The organism is Streptomyces sp. WAC 04229 (genome assembly GCF_003947455.1).
Taxonomy (GTDB): Bacteria; Actinomycetota; Actinomycetes; order Streptomycetales; family Streptomycetaceae; genus Streptomyces.
This window is the reverse complement of record NZ_QHJH01000032.1, coordinates 1-14,086: the sequence shown is the minus strand read 5'-3', so window position 1 is coordinate 14,086 and position 14,086 is coordinate 1. Positions and strand designations below refer to the sequence as shown.

Genomic DNA, 14,086 nt, shown 5'->3' with positions numbered 1-14,086 from the left:
CCGGCCGCGCGGGCCGTCGCGGGCATCCGAGGAGAGAACTCCTGAGTACCACCGTCCTCTCCGAGGCCGTCCCCCTCGTCCTGCTGCTGGGCGTCCTGGCCTTCGCCGTGCTGCGCCCGCGCGGGCTGCCGGAGGCGGTGGCCGCCGTACCCGCCGCCGTGCTCGCCGTGGCCTTCGGCATGGTGACCCCGCAGCAGGCGTGGGAGGAGACGCGCACGCTGCTGCCGGTGGTGGTCTTCCTCGCGCTGGTGCTGATGCTGGCCTACCTGTGCGCGAAGGAGGGCCTGTTCGAGGCCGTCGGCGCGGCCGTGGCCCGCCGCTGCGGGGGCAGCCCGCGGCGCCTGATGACCGGTGTGTTCGGCGTGGCCTGCGCGGTCACGGCCGTGCTCAGCCTGGACGCCACCGCGGTCCTGCTCACCCCCGTGGTCCTCGCCACCGCGTCCCGTGCGGGTGCCCGCGCCCGCCCGCACGTGTACGCCACGGCGCACCTGTCGAACTCCGCCTCGCTGCTGCTGCCGGTCTCGAACCTGACCAACCTGCTGGCGTTCACGGCCAGCGGCCTGAGCTTCACCCGGTTCGCCGCGCTGATGGCGCTGCCCTGGCTGGCCGCGATCGCCGTGGAGTACGCCGTCTTCCGGCGCTTCTTCCGCGCGGACCTGGAGGAGCCGGCCGACCCGCCCGCGCCGGGAGCGGCCGCCCGTGCCACTCCGGCCGTCCCCCGGTTCACCGTCGTCGTCGTGGCCCTGACCCTGGCCGGGTTCGCGCTCTCCTCCCCCGTCGGGCTCGACCCCTCGTGGGCGGCGCTGGCCGGCGTTCTGGTGCTCGGTCTGCGGGCGCTGGCCCGGCGGCATGTCACGCCGCGGGAGATGGTGGGCGCCGCGTCGCCGCTGTTCTGCGTGTTCGTCCTGGCCCTCGGTGTCGTGGTGGAGGCGGTGGTGACGGGCGGCCCGGCGTCCGGGCTGGGGCGGCTGCTGCCGGACGGGGACTCGCTGCCGGCGCTGCTCGGGGTGGCTGCGGTGGCCGCGGTGCTGGCCAACGTCGTCAACAACCTGCCGGCCGTCCTCGCCCTGCTCCCGCTGGCCGCGCCCGCCGGTCCGGCGCACGTGCTCGCGGTGCTGATCGGCGTGAACCTGGGCCCGAACCTCACGTACGTCGGCTCGCTCGCGACCCTGCTCTGGCGGCGGATCCTGCACCGGCACGGCATCGAGGTGAGCCTCGCCCGGTTCACGCTGCTGGGGCTGCTCACCGTGCCTGCCACGGTCGCGGCGTCGACCGTGGCGCTGTGGGGGGCGCTGCGCCTCATCGGCACCTGACGCCGGCCCCGCAGCTCACTGGGTCGCGACCACGATGCAGCGCCGCAGTTCCTCGACGGCCTCGGGAGCGCCCTCGACGCGCACGCCGTCGTCGTCCTCGGTGCCCGTCCGGTTCCAGAGCCGGCGCAGTACCGCCTCCGGGGCGCCGCTCAGCGTCACGTCGGCCCCGCCGTCACCGGCGCCGTCCGTCACGGCGAACTCCCCCGGCCCGGTGCGCACCCGCCAGACCGCGTCACCGGCCCGCACGAGGAACGTGCGTCCCGGGGAGCCGTCCAGGATCTCGGTGAAGTACTCGCCCCACTCGGCGACGGCGAACGAGACGAAGACCTTGAGCAGTTCGTCGATCCCGTCGACGGCGAGGTCGTCCGGTACGGGGGTGACGGGCCGGCCGGTGGCGAGTTCGGCGTCGATGCGGTGGACGACGGTCTCCTGGGCCATCCGCCGGATCCAGAAGCCGACGCTCTGGTCGGGGGTGTACCAGCCGGCGGCCGCGTCCCCGGGGGCGCGGGTGGCGAACTCGGCGCGCAGCGCCGTGTATCCCCGGTCGAGCAGCGCGGCCGGTTCCTCCTCGGCGAACTCCTTCGGCGGCCAGGGCTCGGGCTCGACGCCCTCGCGCATGGCGACGGTCTTGTGCAGGTAGACCTCGCCGACGTGGCGGGTCAGATCGGCCACCGTCCAGCCGGGGCAGGTCGGCACCGCGGCGTCGGCGTCGGTCCCGACGACGGTCCGCATGCGGTCGTAGTCGGCCGCGAGGCAGTCGAGGAAGCGGGTGAACTCCATGCCGCAGAGCCAAACACATGTTCAGGAGCGCGGCACGGTCTTTTGGTTGCCCGGGTGCGCTCCGGTGTTCACCAGGCCCCGGTGGGCAGCGCGGGGCGGCGGACGGCCTCGGCCGCGTCCCGCAGGTGCAGCGCGACGGTGATCAGGGCGCGCAGCGCGGAGGGGCGCAGGCTCTGGGCGCTCTCGGCGGCCAGCACCAGCAGGCAGCCCGCGGCCTGCTCGACGACCGGCACCGAGAACGCGAAGTCGTCACCGTCGGCGGTGCGGAAGGCACGCCAGGGCGTCGCGGCACCGTCGATGGCCTTCTGCACCGCGTGTTCGAGGTGCTGTGCGGCCTGTCGGCACACGGGGGCGGGCAGGATGATGGTGCGTTGGAACGCTGAACTGGTCATAGTCCCACTGCTCCCCCGCCCCGCCCGTCTTCGATCGGCGTCCCGCGCGTTTTTCACCGGGTCGGCGGCAGCCGGGGGCGGGCGCGGCGGCGCGGTCCTAGGCTGGCGGCCGTGAGCTCCGACTCCTCGTACTCGGACGTCGCGGCGCGGTTCACCGGCCGGCCGGCGACCGCGGAGCGGCGGCTGTCCGGTTCGCTCGGTGAGGTCGTCCTGGACGACGGCCGCACGGTGATGGTCAAGGCCGTGGACGGCCCGGGTGCCGTGCGGGCCGAGGCCGCCGGGCTGCGCTGGCTGGCCGCGGCCGGTGCGGTGCGGGTCCCGGTGGTGCACGGGCACGACGAGCGACGGCTGGTCGTCGACCGGGTGCCGCAGGGCAGGCCGAGCGCGGCGGCGGCGGACCGGTTCGGCCGGGAGCTGGCCGCCCTGCACGCCGCCGGTGCGCCCGCGTTCGGGGCCGCGCCGCCCGGCGGGCCCGAGGAGGCGTACATCGGGCTCGCCCCGATGCGCAACGCCGTCGGGAGCGACTGGCCCTCGTGGTACGCCGAGCACCGCGTCCTGCCGTACCTGCGCCGTGCGGTGGACGAGGGCACCGTCACCGGGGCCGAAGCGGCCGACGTCGAGCGGGTCTGCGAGCGGCTGCCCGGCCTCGCGGGTCCCGCGGAGCCGCCGGCCCGGCTGCACGGCGACCTGTGGAACGGCAACGTGCTCTGGGGCGAGGACGGGCACGTCCACCTGATCGACCCGGCGGCGCACGGCGGGCACCGGGAGACCGACCTGGCGATGCTGCGCCTGTTCGGCTGCCCGCACCTGGAGCGCGTCACGGCGGCGTACGAGGAGAGCGCGCCGCTCGCCGCCGGCTGGGCCGGCCGCGTCGGCCTGCACCAGTTGTTCCCGCTGCTGGTGCACGCCGTCCTGTTCGGACGCGGGTACGCCGAACAGGCCCTCGCGGCGGCACGCGCGGCGGGGTGAGGGCCGGGCGGGTCCGGGACTACCGGACCCGTCATGTCCCGTCGGGTCACATGTCCCGCTGAGTCACATGTCTCAATGGGACATTTCTGGGTGTACGCTCGAACGCATGACGGCAACGAAGCCCTCCCCCGCCACCGAGGACCGACGGCAGCGCAAGGCCCGGCAGACCCGGGACGCGCTGGCCACCGCCGCCTGCGACCTGCTCCTGGAGCGCGGTTCGGCGGCGACCACGGTGGAGGCCATCGCCGAGCGCGCGGACGTCACGCGCCGCACGTTCAGCCGGCACTTCGCCGGCAAGGAGGACGCGGCCCTCGACTTCGTCCGCCGGGACGGCGCCCGCATCAACGAGCTGCTGCGCGCCCGCCCCGCCGACGAGCCGCCGCTGCTCGCCTACCGCCGGGCGGTGCGCGACTGGCTGGCCGACGGGGAGGACCCGGCCTGGCACGTCCGCCCGCGGATGCGCCGGCTGGTGGCCCTGGCCGACACGGAGCCCGACCTGTTCGCCGCCTACCAGCGCATCCGGGTCGACGCCCAGGAGGAGTCGATCCGGATCGTCGCCGAAAGGCTCGGCACCGACGACGCCCGGGACGTGCGCCCGGCCGCCCTCGTCGACGCCGCCGCCGGAGTCCTGATCGCCGCCCTGCGCCTGTGGGCGCGCGGTGACGCGCCGGACTCGGGAGCCGCAGACCTCGCCGCCCTCGTGGAGCGGGCCTACGACGCCCTGATCTCGGAGGCCGCGGCCGCGACCCCCGCCAGCACAGAGGAAGACAGAGAGCAAGCACCATGAGCACCACCGGCACCACCCCCGCGACAGCGCCCACCGGCTCCGCCCCCGAGTTCGCCGGCCGCACCGCCCTCGTCACCGGCGCCGCCTCCGGCATCGGCCTGGCCACCGCCCGCCGCCTCGGCTCGGCCGGCGCCCGCGTCGTCGTCGCCGATCACAACGCCGAGGGCGCCCACAAGGCCGTCGCCGACCTGACCGCGGAGGGCATCGAGGCCGCCGCCGTCGAGCTGGACGTGACCAGCCCGGAGTCGGTCGAGGCCGCCGTGCGGTTCACCGTCGGCACCTTCGGCGGCCTGGACCTGGCCGTGAACAACGCGGGCATCGGCGGCCCGAGCGCCCCGACCGGCGCGTACGACGTAGACGCCTACCAGCGGGTCGTCCGCACCAACCTGGACGGCGTCTTCTACTCGATGCGCTACGAACTGCCCGTCATGGAGGCCGCGGGCAAGGGCGGCGCCATCGTCAACGTCGCCTCCATCCTCGGTTCCGTCGGCTTCGCGGGCTCCCCCGCCTACGTCGCCGCCAAGCACGGCGTCGTCGGCCTGACCAGGACCGCCGGCGCCGAATACGCCGCCAAGGGCATCCGGGTCAACGCGGTCGGCCCCGGCTTCATCGACACGCCGCTGCTGAAGTCCATGGACGAGGCCGCGTACGAGGGCCTGGTCGCCCTGCACCCGGCCGGGCGGCTCGGGCGCTCCGAGGAGGTCGCCGAGCTGATCGCCTTCCTGCTGTCGGACCGGGCGTCCTTCGTGGCGGGCGGCTACCACCTGGTCGACGGCGCCTACACGGCCGTCTGAGCGTCCGCCGCACAACCCGGGGGGAGAAAAGAAGGAGTTCGACCATGAAGGCACTGCAGTACCGCACCATCGGGGCACCGCCCGAGGTCGTCACGGTCCCCGACCCGGAGCCCGGCCCCGGCCAGGTGCTGCTGAAGGTGACCGCGGCCGGCGTCTGCCACTCCGACATCGCGGTGATGGGCTGGCCGGCCGAGGGCTTCCCCTACGAGCTTCCCCTCACCCTCGGCCACGAGGGCGTGGGCACGGTGGCCGCGCTCGGCGCCGGCGTGACCGGGCTGAACGAGGGCGACGCGGTGGCCGTGTACGGGCCCTGGGGCTGCGGCAGCTGCGCCAAGTGCGCGGAGGGCAAGGAGAACTACTGCCTGCGCGCCGACGCACTGGGCATCCGCCCGCCGGGCCTGGGACGGCCGGGGTCGATGGCCGAGTACCTGCTGGTCGACGACGCACGGCACCTGGTGCCCCTGGACGGTCTCGACCCCGTCGCGGCCGTTCCGCTGACCGACGCCGGACTGACGCCGTACCACGCGATCAAGCGGTCGCTGCCCAAGCTGGTGCCCGGCTCGACCGCGGTGGTCATCGGGGCCGGCGGCCTCGGTCACGTCGCCGTCCAGCTGCTGCGGGCGCTGACGTCCGCCCGGGTGATCGCCCTCGACGTCGGCGAGGACAAGCTGCGCCTCGCCCGTGAGGTGGGCGCCCACGAGGCGGTGCTCTCGGACGCGAAGGCGGCGGACGCGGTGCGCGAACTGACCGGAGGCATGGGCGCCGAGGCCGTGTTCGACTTCGTCGGTGTGGCGCCGACCGTGCGGACCGCGGGCGCCGTCGCCGCCGTCGAGGGCGATGTCACGCTGGTCGGCATCGGCGGCGGCACGCTCCCCGTCGGGTTCGGCGTGCTGCCGTTCGAGGTGTCGGTCACCGCGCCCTACTGGGGCAGCCGCGGCGAACTGATCGAGGTGCTGGACCTGGCCCGCTCGGGCGCCCTGTCGGTGCACACCGAGACGTACGCGCTGGACGACGCGCCCCTGGCGTACGAGCGGCTGCACGCGGGCCGGGTCAACGGCCGTGCGGTGATCCTGCCGCACGGCTGACCGGCCCCCGGTACGCGGCCGTCCGCGCGACGGAGTCGGGGGCGCGACCGGTCCCCCGTTCCGGTCGTGCCCCCATCGCGATCGAACGTACGTGAACGGCTCCGCCGTTGTGAATCGTGCCGGTGCCCGCTGCCGGGCCGGAAGGACTCACCCGTGCACAGGTGAGTCCGGATGGCCCGGTTTCGTCCCGGGCAGCGGCGGCCCGCCGAGGTCTCCCTCGGCGAGGTGGGCCAGTACGACCTCGTACAGGTCGCTGCCGGCGGCGAGCAGCTGGCGTTCGAGGACCGGCTCCGCGCTGCGGACGTGCTCGCGGACGGTCTGCGGGTGCATCCCGAGCCGCTGGGCGGCGCGCTCGGCGTTGCCGCCGACGGCGATCCAGGTGCGCAGGGTGCGCCGCAGGTCCCGGCCGTCCGGGGCCAGGCGGCCGAGCAGATCCGCGGCCCAGGTACGCAGCGCGGGCCCGGAGAGCAGGTCGGTGAGGCCGGCCGCCCCGGCCCGCCCGTGGGCGGACCCACCCGGCGGCTCGGCGAGGCCGACCTGCGAGTTCAGGGCGAGGTGGACGGCGGCGCGGACGGTCAGGTCGGTGAAGTCGGTGCGCAGCAGACCCTCGACGCGGTCCATGCGGGCCCGGACCGTGTTGCGGCTGACGCCGAGGATCTTCGCCGTGTTGACGGCGGTGAACTCCAGGCCGAGCCGCGTGGTGGCCAGCAGTTCGGCTCGGGTGTGGTGCGGCAGGTCGTCGAGCGGGCTCAGCATCCGGGCCGTCCAGCCGTACAGGGCGGCGGGCTCCATCAGCAGCTCGGGGCGGGTCCGCTCGGCGTACACGGCCGACTGCTCCGGCCGGAACCGGGCGACGGCCAGGGCGCTCACCGCCTGTCCGTACGCGGCGGCGGTACGGGCGAGGCCCTGCCGGGTGCTGCCGCCGAGGAACACGCCGGGCAGGCCGCCGACGAGCGTGCGCAACTCCCGGCCGGCCGCGTCCCGTGGGGCGAGGACGATGACGTGTCCGTCCATCGCGGGGCAGCGCACGACCAGCGCTCCCTCCGCCGTCGCCGACACGCACTCCTCGGCCAGGCGGTCCCGTTCCCCGGGGCTGCTCTCCACGACGTACACGCAGGCCGTGTCGGTGTCGAGGAGCCCCGGCCAGAGTCCGGCGGCCACCCGGCGGGCGGAGACGGTGTCCTCCACCATCAGCAGTTGCAGGATGGCCAGGCGCAGGTCGGAGGTGGCCCGCCGCAGCCGGTGTCCGGCCGCGGCCGACTCGTCTCCGGCCAGCAGCAGCTCCAGTACCTGGGCGGTGTGCGTGACGATGTCGGAGGCCCGCCGGTCGAAGGGGGCCTCGCGGGCCACGGCGAGGACGGCGTCGGACGCCGGGTGGGAACGGGCGACGCGGACGAGCCGTATCCGGCGTCCCGCGTCCTCCAGGGCGGCGGAGGCGATCCGGCCGCCGGCGATGTCCGCGACCAGGCCCTCGTCCAGCGGGAGGCGGGCGCCTGCCAGCAGGCGGCCGGTGCCGTCCTGGAGCGAGACGGCGGCGTCCGCGGCGCCGGCCAGCCAGGCCACGACCCTGTCCGGGTCGCGGCCGGCCGGCCGCAGGTGGTCGAGGAGTTCCTCGGCCCATCCCGCGCGCTCGGCGGCTCCCGCCGCCCGCTGTCCCGTTCCGTCCGCTCGGCCCGCCACGTCGGCCTTCTCCTCGTCCTCGCCTCGCCCCCGGCCCAGGTCGGGGACGTTACCTCATGGCCCCGGACGCGGGCCCGGTGCGAGCCCCCGCGGAAGGTTCGGACGGGGCGCCCGACCGGGCCTGTCGGCCGTCGCGCGCGGACGGGCATAAGCTCGGTGAATGGCGAAGTACTTCGACGTGCACCCCGAGAACCCCCAGCCGCGCAGCATCGCGCAGGTCGCCGAGAGCGTCCGCTCCGACGCGCTGATCGCGTATCCGACGGACTCCTGCTACGCGCTGGGCTGCCGACTGGGCAGCCGCGACGGCATCGACCGCATCCGGTCGATCCGGCAACTGGACAACCGGCACCACTTCACCCTGGTGTGCCAGGACTTCGCGCAGCTCGGCCAGTTCGTGCAGATCGACAACGACGTGTTCCGGGCGATCAAGGCGTCCACCCCGGGCAGCTACACCTTCATCCTGCCGGCGACGCGGGAGGTGCCGCGCATGCTCCAGCACCCGAAGAAGAAGACGGTGGGCGTGCGCATCCCCGACCACGTCGTCACCCAGGCCCTGCTCACCGAACTGGGCGAGCCCCTGCTCTCCAGCACGCTGCTGCTGCCCGGCGAGGAGGAGCCGATGACGCAGGGCTGGGAGATCAAGGACCGGCTCGACCACGTGGTCGACGCGGTGATCGACTCCGGTGACTGCGGTACCGAACCGACGACGGTCGTCGACTTCTCCGGGGGCGAGGCGGAGATCGTGCGGTACGGCGCCGGAGACACCACCCGCTTCGAGTAGGGGCGGGGCGGCCGCCGAAGCGACCCGTCCGGCAACGGAGTTGGGCGGGGCTCCCCTCGTCGCGCCGCCGGTCGGGGCGTTGTTACCGTGCCCGGGTGTCTGACTCCTCACGTGATACCGCCGAAGGCGCCGGCTGGGGCTCCGCCGAGCCCGGCGCCTACCGAGACCTCATGCCGCAGCACACCGAGAAGCTGTCCTGGCTCGACCCGAGAACCCTGTGGGCCGCCCGCAACGGCGTGCTGGCCTCCTGGTTCGGGGACCCCACCGGCCGCACCCGGGACCGCTGGGTGGAGCAGCGGACGGCGGCCGGGGCACCCGCCGACAAGGTGATCCGGCGCACGGACCCGGACCGGTTCTCGTTCCTCGTCATCGGCGACACCGGAGAGGGCGACGACCCCCAGTACGCCGTCGTGCCCGGCCTCCTGAAGGCCGGGCACGACACCCGCTTCGCCGTCCTCGCCAGCGACGTGATCTACCCGGTGGGCAGCGCCGACGACTACGGGACGAAGTTCTTCCGCCCGTACCGCGACTACCCGGCGCCGATCTACGCGATACCGGGCAACCACGACTGGTACGAGGACCTGGGCGGCTTCATGCGGGTCTTCTGCGACGACGCGTCGCCCCCGCCGCCCGCTCCGGCACCCCGTCCGCTCACCGCGGCGTGGCTGCGGTCGCTGCTGTGGCACCGGGCCGACCCGGACGACGGACGGCACCTGGACGAGGCGCGCAAGCTGCGCTCCGCGCCGGAACAGCGGGCCGAACAGCCCGGGCCGTACTGGGCGATCGACGCCGGACCGGTGCGGATCATCGGCATCGACACCGGGCTGCTCGGCACGGTCGACGCCGCGCAGGGCGCCTGGCTGCGCGAGGTGTCCGCGGGGCCCCGGCCGAAGATCCTGGTGACCGGCTCACCGCTCTACGTCGACGGCGAGCGGCAGCCCTGTGCCATCGAGGGCGGCGGCACGGTCGACGACATCGTCCGCGACCCGGCCCACCACTACGTCGCGGCGATCGGCGGCGACATCCACAACTACCAGCGCTACCCCGTCGACGTGGACGGCCGCACCATCCAGTACGTCGTCGCGGGCGGCGGCGGCGCGTTCATGCACGCCACCCACACCATCCCGCGGGTATCGGTGGGCGGCGTCACCGAGGACGACTTCCGCTCCTACCCGCTGCGCGGCGACTCGCTGGCCTTCTACAGCGCGCTCTACGGGCGCCGGCTGCGGATGCGCCGCTTCTTCACGCTCACGGAGGCCGAGGCGACGGCCGTGATCGCCGAACGCCTCGGCATCCGGACGGGCCGCGCCCCGGGCGACGGAGCGCGGGTCACCCGGCGCACCCGGCTGGTCGCCGGGCTGCTGGGCACGGCACGGCGGCCGGAGCACAAGAAGCGGTTCCGGCTGCCGGTGCGCAAGGTCTACACGCAGGTGTTCTCACCGGGTTCGGCGACCTACAGCCCGCCCTTCTTCAAGTGCTTCCTGCGCCTGGACGTCTCCCCCGAGGCGGTGCGGCTGCGCTGCCACGCCGCCACCGGCAACCGGGCGCAGGAGCTGGACCCGCCGGTGGAGGACGAGGTGACCATCCCGCTGGTCTGACACGAGGGTCACCAGCGGCCCGGCTCGCTGCCGGTGAGGGCCTCGGACGGGGTGCCGTCGACCCCGGCGGGCACGTCACCGGCGAGCATCACGCGGTGCATGGTCCTGGGATGGTCGAGGTGGGCGTTGTCGCTCGGGGCCAGGTGGATGGTGGCCCGGTTGTCCCAGAAGGCGACGCTGCCGGGCTCCCACCGGAAGCGGACCGTGTACTCGGGGCGGGTGGCCTGTTCGAGGAGCAGTTCCAGGACGGCGGCGCTCTCCGGCCGGGAGAGTCCGGTGATCTGCTCGACGTAGTAGCCGTTGACGAACAGCACCCGCTCGCCCGTCTCCGGGTGGACGCGGACCAGCGGGTGCACGGTCGCCGTCTGGTGGTCGAGCAGGTGCCGGACGTAGGCGTCGTCGCCGGGCCGGGGCTGGTAGCCGACGCCGAGGCGGTGTTCGGCGCGCAGGGTGTCGGCGAAGGCGCGCATCGGGGCGGACAGTCCGGCGTAGGCGGCGGCGAGGTTCGCCCAGGTGGTGTCGCCGCCGTACGGCGGTACCGTCTCGGCCCGCAGGATCGTCGCGGCCGGCGGGTCGACGCGGGCGCCGTGGTCGCAGTGCCAGCCGCGCAGCAGGGTGTGGCGCCGGCGGCGCAGCCACTCGTCGTGCTCCATGCCGAACCGTCCGCCCAGCTCCAGCCGGTCGGCGGTCGTCTCGATCTCCGGGAACCCGGCCGGTGACGCCTTGCCGCGCCGGGGCAGGACGACCGGCTCGCCGAAGAGGCGCGCGAAGGCGACGTGGTCGGCGTGGTCGAGGCGCTGGTCCCGGAAGAACACCACCTTCCAGCGCAGCACCGCCGCCCGGACCGCGGCGACCTGCGCCGCGTCGAGGCCGGCCGCCAGGTCGACGCCGCGGATCTCGGCGCCGATGTGCCCCGCGACGGGTTTCACCTCGACCTCCCCCGCCTCTGCCGCCGTGCGGTCCGCCGTCGTCCTGTCCGTCGTCATGCGTGCTCCGTTGGTCGGTGTGGTCCGTCCGTTCCGGCTTCGGCACCGATCGTGGCAGACCCGCCCGCGCGCCGTCCGGTTGATCACCGGTCCCCCGTTGGGCGAGGCTGGACGTGCGGCACACCGCCGCGCACAGTCGAGGGAAGGTCCCATGGTGATCAGCATCCCGGCGAACACGCTCAACGACGGCACCACGCTCCCCGCACTGGGCCTCGGCACCTGGCCGATGAAGGACGACGAAGCCGAGCGGGCGGTCCGTACGGCCCTGGAGACGGGGTACCGGCTGATCGACACGGCGACGAACTACCGCAACGAGACCGGCGTCGGCCGCGGGGTGGCCGCCGGCGGGGTCCCCCGCGAGGAGATCGTCGTGACGACCAAGCTGCCCGGCCGGCACCACGGCTACGAGGAGACGCTCGCCTCGTTCGAGGAGTCCCGGGCCCGGCTGGGCCTGGAGTACGTCGACCTGTACCTGATCCACTGGCCGCTGCCGCGGGTGGACAAGTACGTCGACTCATGGAAGGCCATGATCAAGCTGCGTGAGGACGGCCTGGTGCGCTCGGTGGGCGTCTCCAACTTCACCGCGGAGCACATCGAGCGGCTGGAGAAGGAGACGGGCGTCCTGCCGTCCGTCAATCAGATCGAGCTGCACCCGCTGTTCCCGCAGGACGAGCTGCGCGCCTTCCACGAGCGCAAGGGCATCCGCACCGAGAGCTGGAGCCCGCTGGGCCGCGGCAGCGACCTGCTGGACGACCCCGCCGTCGCCGCGGTCGCCGACGCGCACGGGGTGACGCCGGCCCAGGCGGTCCTGCGGTGGCACACCCAGCTGGGCGCGGTGCCCATCCCGAAGTCGGGCGACCCGGAGCGGCAGCGGGCCAATCTGGACGTCTTCGGCTTCGAGCTGGACGGGGAGCAGATGCGCGCCGTGGCCGACCGGGCGCACCGGCGGATCGGCGGCGACCCGGAGGTGCACGAGGAGTTCTGACCGGGGTACCCGGTCCCGGTCGGCGACGGTCTCCCGGGAAGGAGTGGCAGGTGGGCGACGCGAACGGGCTGCGGGACTACCGCGGCAGACGGGACTTCGGCCGGACCGGGGAGCCCGCGGGGCGCGGAGCGGCCGCCGGGGACGGGCGGCCGCGCTTCGTCGTGCAGATCCACGACGCGAGCACCCTGCACTTCGACTTCCGGCTGCAGGTGGGCGACGTACTGAAGTCCTGGTCGGTACCGAAGGGCCCGCCGGCGGATCCGAGCGACAAACGGCTCGCGGTGCCGACCGAGGACCATCCGCTGGAGTACGAGGAGTTCGAGGGCGTGATCCCGGCGGGCGAGTACGGGGGCGGCACGGTCATCGTGTGGGACCGCGGCGACTACGAGCCGCTGAGCCACGACCGCCGAGGCCGGCCGGTCGACTTCGCCGAGTCGCTGGCGCACGGCCACGCCAGGTTCCGGCTGCACGGCAAGAAGCTGCGCGGGGAGTACGCGCTGACCCGGTTCCGCGGCGGGCCGGACGGTGGCGCGGGCGACGGGGAGGTGGCGTGGCTCCTGGTGCGCACGGCCGGCGGCGGGCGCGGGCGCGGCGCCCCGGATCCCCGGCGGGCCCGGTCCGCGCGCACCGGGCGCACCCTGGCCCGGGTCGCGGCCGAGGACGGGTAGGCGGTGGCGCGGTCCGGCCGCGGGGCGGGTCACCGCGCGGGCAGGGATTGTTCGGCCCAGATGGTCTTGCCGGTGTCCGTCTGCCGGCTGCCCCAGCGCTGGGTGAGCTGGGCGACCAGCAGCAGGCCCCGGCCGCCCTCGTCGTAGGCGTGGGCCCGGCGCAGGTGGGGCGAGGTGGAACTGGCGTCGGAGACCTCGCAGATGAGCGCGGTGTGACGGATGAGGCGCAGCTGGATGGGCGGTTCGCCGTAGCGGATGGCGTTGGTGACCAGTTCGCTGACGACGAGTTCGGTGACGAAGGCCGTCTCGTCCAGCCCCCACTCCGTCAGCTGCTCGATGACGGACCGCCGGGTCGCCGCGACGTGGGCGGGGTCGGGGTGGACGTCCCAGGTGCGGATCCGGTCCTCGCCCAGCACCCGGGTGCGCGCCAGCAGCAGCGCGACGTCGTCGGCCGGCTCCTCGGGCAGTACGGCCTTGAGCACGTCGTCGCACAGGGCGTCGAGGGAGTGCGCGGGCGCGGCGAGGGCTCGGCACAGCTCCGCCGTGGCGTGGTCGACGTCGCGGTCGCGTTCCCGGTCCTCGACCAGGCCGTCGGTGTAGAGGGCGACCACGGAGCCCTCGGGCAGTTCCAGCTCGGTCGCCTCGAAGGGCAGCCCGCCTACGCCGAGCGGCGGTCCGGCGCTCACAGGGACGAGCCGCGCGGTGCCGTCGGGCAGCAGGATCGCGGGCGCGGGGTGGCCGGCGGCCGCGAGGGCCAGGCGGCGGGAGACGGGGTCGTACACGGCGTAGAGGCAGGTGGCGCCGAGTTCGGCGGCCTCGCCGCCGTCGTCCGTCTCGCGGACGGCCGCGATGTGGGTCACGAGGTCGTCGAGGTGGGTGAGGAGTTCGTCGGGCGGCAGGTCGACGTCGGCGAGGGTGCGGACGGCCGTGCACAGACGGCCCATGGTCGCCGTGGACGGGATGCCGTGGCCCACGACGTCGCCGACGACGAGGCCGACGCGGGTGCCGGACAGCGGGATCACGTCGAACCAGTCGCCGCCGATGCCGGCCGCCGACGCGGTGGGGAGATAGCGGTGGGCCACCTCGACCGCCGCCTGGCCCGGCAGGCCCCGGGGCAGCAGGCTGCGCTGGATGGCCAGGGGCCCCCCCCCCCCCCCCCCCCCCCCCCCCCCCCCCCCCCCCCCCCCCCCCCCCCCCCCCCCCCCCCCCCCCCCCCCCCCCCCCCCCCCCCCCCCCCCCCCCCCCCCCCCCCCCCCCCCCCCCCCCCC

General features: G+C 74.9%; 13 protein-coding genes and 1 pseudogene. 9 read left to right on the top strand and 5 right to left on the bottom strand.

All coding sequences use genetic code 11. The features are described from left to right. Positions 1-41: 41 nt before the first annotated feature. Complete coding sequence (locus DMH12_RS12135) at positions 42-1,313, top strand: SLC13 family permease (protein WP_125491583.1); 1,272 nt, start codon at positions 42-44, stop codon at positions 1,311-1,313. Positions 1,314-1,328: 15 nt separating this feature from the next. Here the strand turns inward: DMH12_RS12135 and DMH12_RS12130 are convergent, their stop codons facing one another. Together DMH12_RS12130 and DMH12_RS12125 are read right to left on the bottom strand one after the other, a co-directional pair. Continuing rightward, positions 1,329-2,093, bottom strand: coding sequence for a maleylpyruvate isomerase family mycothiol-dependent enzyme (locus tag DMH12_RS12130; RefSeq protein WP_125491582.1), 765 nt, complete (start codon positions 2,091-2,093; stop codon positions 1,329-1,331). A gap of 68 nt (positions 2,094-2,161) precedes the next feature. Next, a complete protein-coding gene (locus DMH12_RS12125; protein WP_125491581.1) occupies positions 2,162-2,485 on the bottom strand; it encodes a hypothetical protein in 324 nt (107 codons plus the stop codon). Positions 2,486-2,596: 111 nt separating this feature from the next. Between DMH12_RS12125 and DMH12_RS12120 the strand changes: the two genes are divergently transcribed. The 4 genes from DMH12_RS12120 (at position 2,597) to DMH12_RS12105 (ending at position 6,120) form a co-directional block, all read left to right on the top strand. Continuing rightward, positions 2,597-3,454, top strand: coding sequence for a fructosamine kinase family protein (locus DMH12_RS12120; protein ID WP_125491580.1), 858 nt, complete (start codon positions 2,597-2,599; stop codon positions 3,452-3,454). A gap of 106 nt (positions 3,455-3,560) precedes the next feature. Beyond that, the gene (locus DMH12_RS12115; RefSeq protein ID WP_185832274.1) at positions 3,561-4,241 is read left to right on the top strand and encodes a TetR/AcrR family transcriptional regulator; all 681 of its coding nucleotides are present in this window, start codon (positions 3,561-3,563) and stop codon (positions 4,239-4,241) included. Then, positions 4,238-5,035 (top strand): SDR family NAD(P)-dependent oxidoreductase, encoded by a 798-nt coding sequence (locus tag DMH12_RS12110; RefSeq protein ID WP_125491578.1) that lies wholly within the window; start codon positions 4,238-4,240, stop codon positions 5,033-5,035. The genes DMH12_RS12115 and DMH12_RS12110 overlap by 4 nt, the downstream gene beginning before the upstream one ends. A gap of 44 nt (positions 5,036-5,079) precedes the next feature. Next, a complete protein-coding gene (locus DMH12_RS12105) occupies positions 5,080-6,120 on the top strand; it encodes an NAD(P)-dependent alcohol dehydrogenase (protein WP_125491577.1) in 1,041 nt (346 codons plus the stop codon). A 147-nt stretch (positions 6,121-6,267) separates the two neighbouring features. Here the strand turns inward: DMH12_RS12105 and DMH12_RS12100 are convergent, their stop codons facing one another. Beyond that, positions 6,268-7,800 (bottom strand): PucR family transcriptional regulator, encoded by a 1,533-nt coding sequence (locus DMH12_RS12100; protein ID WP_125491576.1) that lies wholly within the window; start codon positions 7,798-7,800, stop codon positions 6,268-6,270. 160 nt (positions 7,801-7,960) lie between these two features. Between DMH12_RS12100 and DMH12_RS12095 the strand changes: the two genes are divergently transcribed. Further along, positions 7,961-8,581, top strand: coding sequence for an L-threonylcarbamoyladenylate synthase (locus DMH12_RS12095; protein ID WP_185832273.1), 621 nt, complete (start codon positions 7,961-7,963; stop codon positions 8,579-8,581). A 95-nt stretch (positions 8,582-8,676) separates the two neighbouring features. Further along, positions 8,677-10,179: a metallophosphoesterase gene (locus tag DMH12_RS12090; RefSeq protein WP_125491575.1), complete on the top strand. Its 1,503-nt coding sequence runs from the start codon at positions 8,677-8,679 to the stop codon at positions 10,177-10,179. Positions 10,180-10,187: 8 nt separating this feature from the next. Here the strand turns inward: DMH12_RS12090 and DMH12_RS12085 are convergent, their stop codons facing one another. Further along, complete coding sequence (locus DMH12_RS12085) at positions 10,188-11,165, bottom strand: TauD/TfdA family dioxygenase (RefSeq protein WP_125491574.1); 978 nt, start codon at positions 11,163-11,165, stop codon at positions 10,188-10,190. Between the two features lie 154 nt (positions 11,166-11,319). On the opposite strand from DMH12_RS12085, the gene DMH12_RS12080 reads away from it, so the two are divergent. Continuing rightward, positions 11,320-12,150: an aldo/keto reductase gene (locus DMH12_RS12080; RefSeq protein ID WP_125491619.1), complete on the top strand. Its 831-nt coding sequence runs from the start codon at positions 11,320-11,322 to the stop codon at positions 12,148-12,150. Positions 12,151-12,200: 50 nt separating this feature from the next. Further along, entirely contained in the window at positions 12,201-12,818 is a 618-nt protein-coding gene (locus tag DMH12_RS12075) for a DNA polymerase ligase N-terminal domain-containing protein (protein ID WP_125491573.1), read from the top strand. Positions 12,819-12,847: 29 nt separating this feature from the next. Here DMH12_RS12075 and DMH12_RS12070 read toward each other — a convergent pair. Then, positions 12,848-13,957 (bottom strand): annotated as a pseudogene (locus tag DMH12_RS12070) (SpoIIE family protein phosphatase); the annotation flags it as partial. Between the last annotated feature and the right edge of the window lie 129 nt (positions 13,958-14,086).

Coding starts and splice junctions, on each gene's coding strand:
- DMH12_RS12130 (WP_125491582.1), bottom strand. CDS start 2,093: ATGGAGTTCACCCGCTTCCTCGACTGCCTCGCGGCCGACTACGACCGC.
- DMH12_RS12125 (WP_125491581.1), bottom strand. CDS start 2,485: ATGACCAGTTCAGCGTTCCAACGCACCATCATCCTGCCCGCCCCCGTG.
- DMH12_RS12115 (WP_185832274.1), top strand. CDS start 3,561: ATGACGGCAACGAAGCCCTCCCCCGCCACCGAGGACCGACGGCAGCGC.
- DMH12_RS12110 (WP_125491578.1), top strand. CDS start 4,238: ATGAGCACCACCGGCACCACCCCCGCGACAGCGCCCACCGGCTCCGCC.
- DMH12_RS12105 (WP_125491577.1), top strand. CDS start 5,080: ATGAAGGCACTGCAGTACCGCACCATCGGGGCACCGCCCGAGGTCGTC.
- DMH12_RS12095 (WP_185832273.1), top strand. CDS start 7,961: ATGGCGAAGTACTTCGACGTGCACCCCGAGAACCCCCAGCCGCGCAGC.
- DMH12_RS12085 (WP_125491574.1), bottom strand. CDS start 11,165: ATGACGACGGACAGGACGACGGCGGACCGCACGGCGGCAGAGGCGGGG.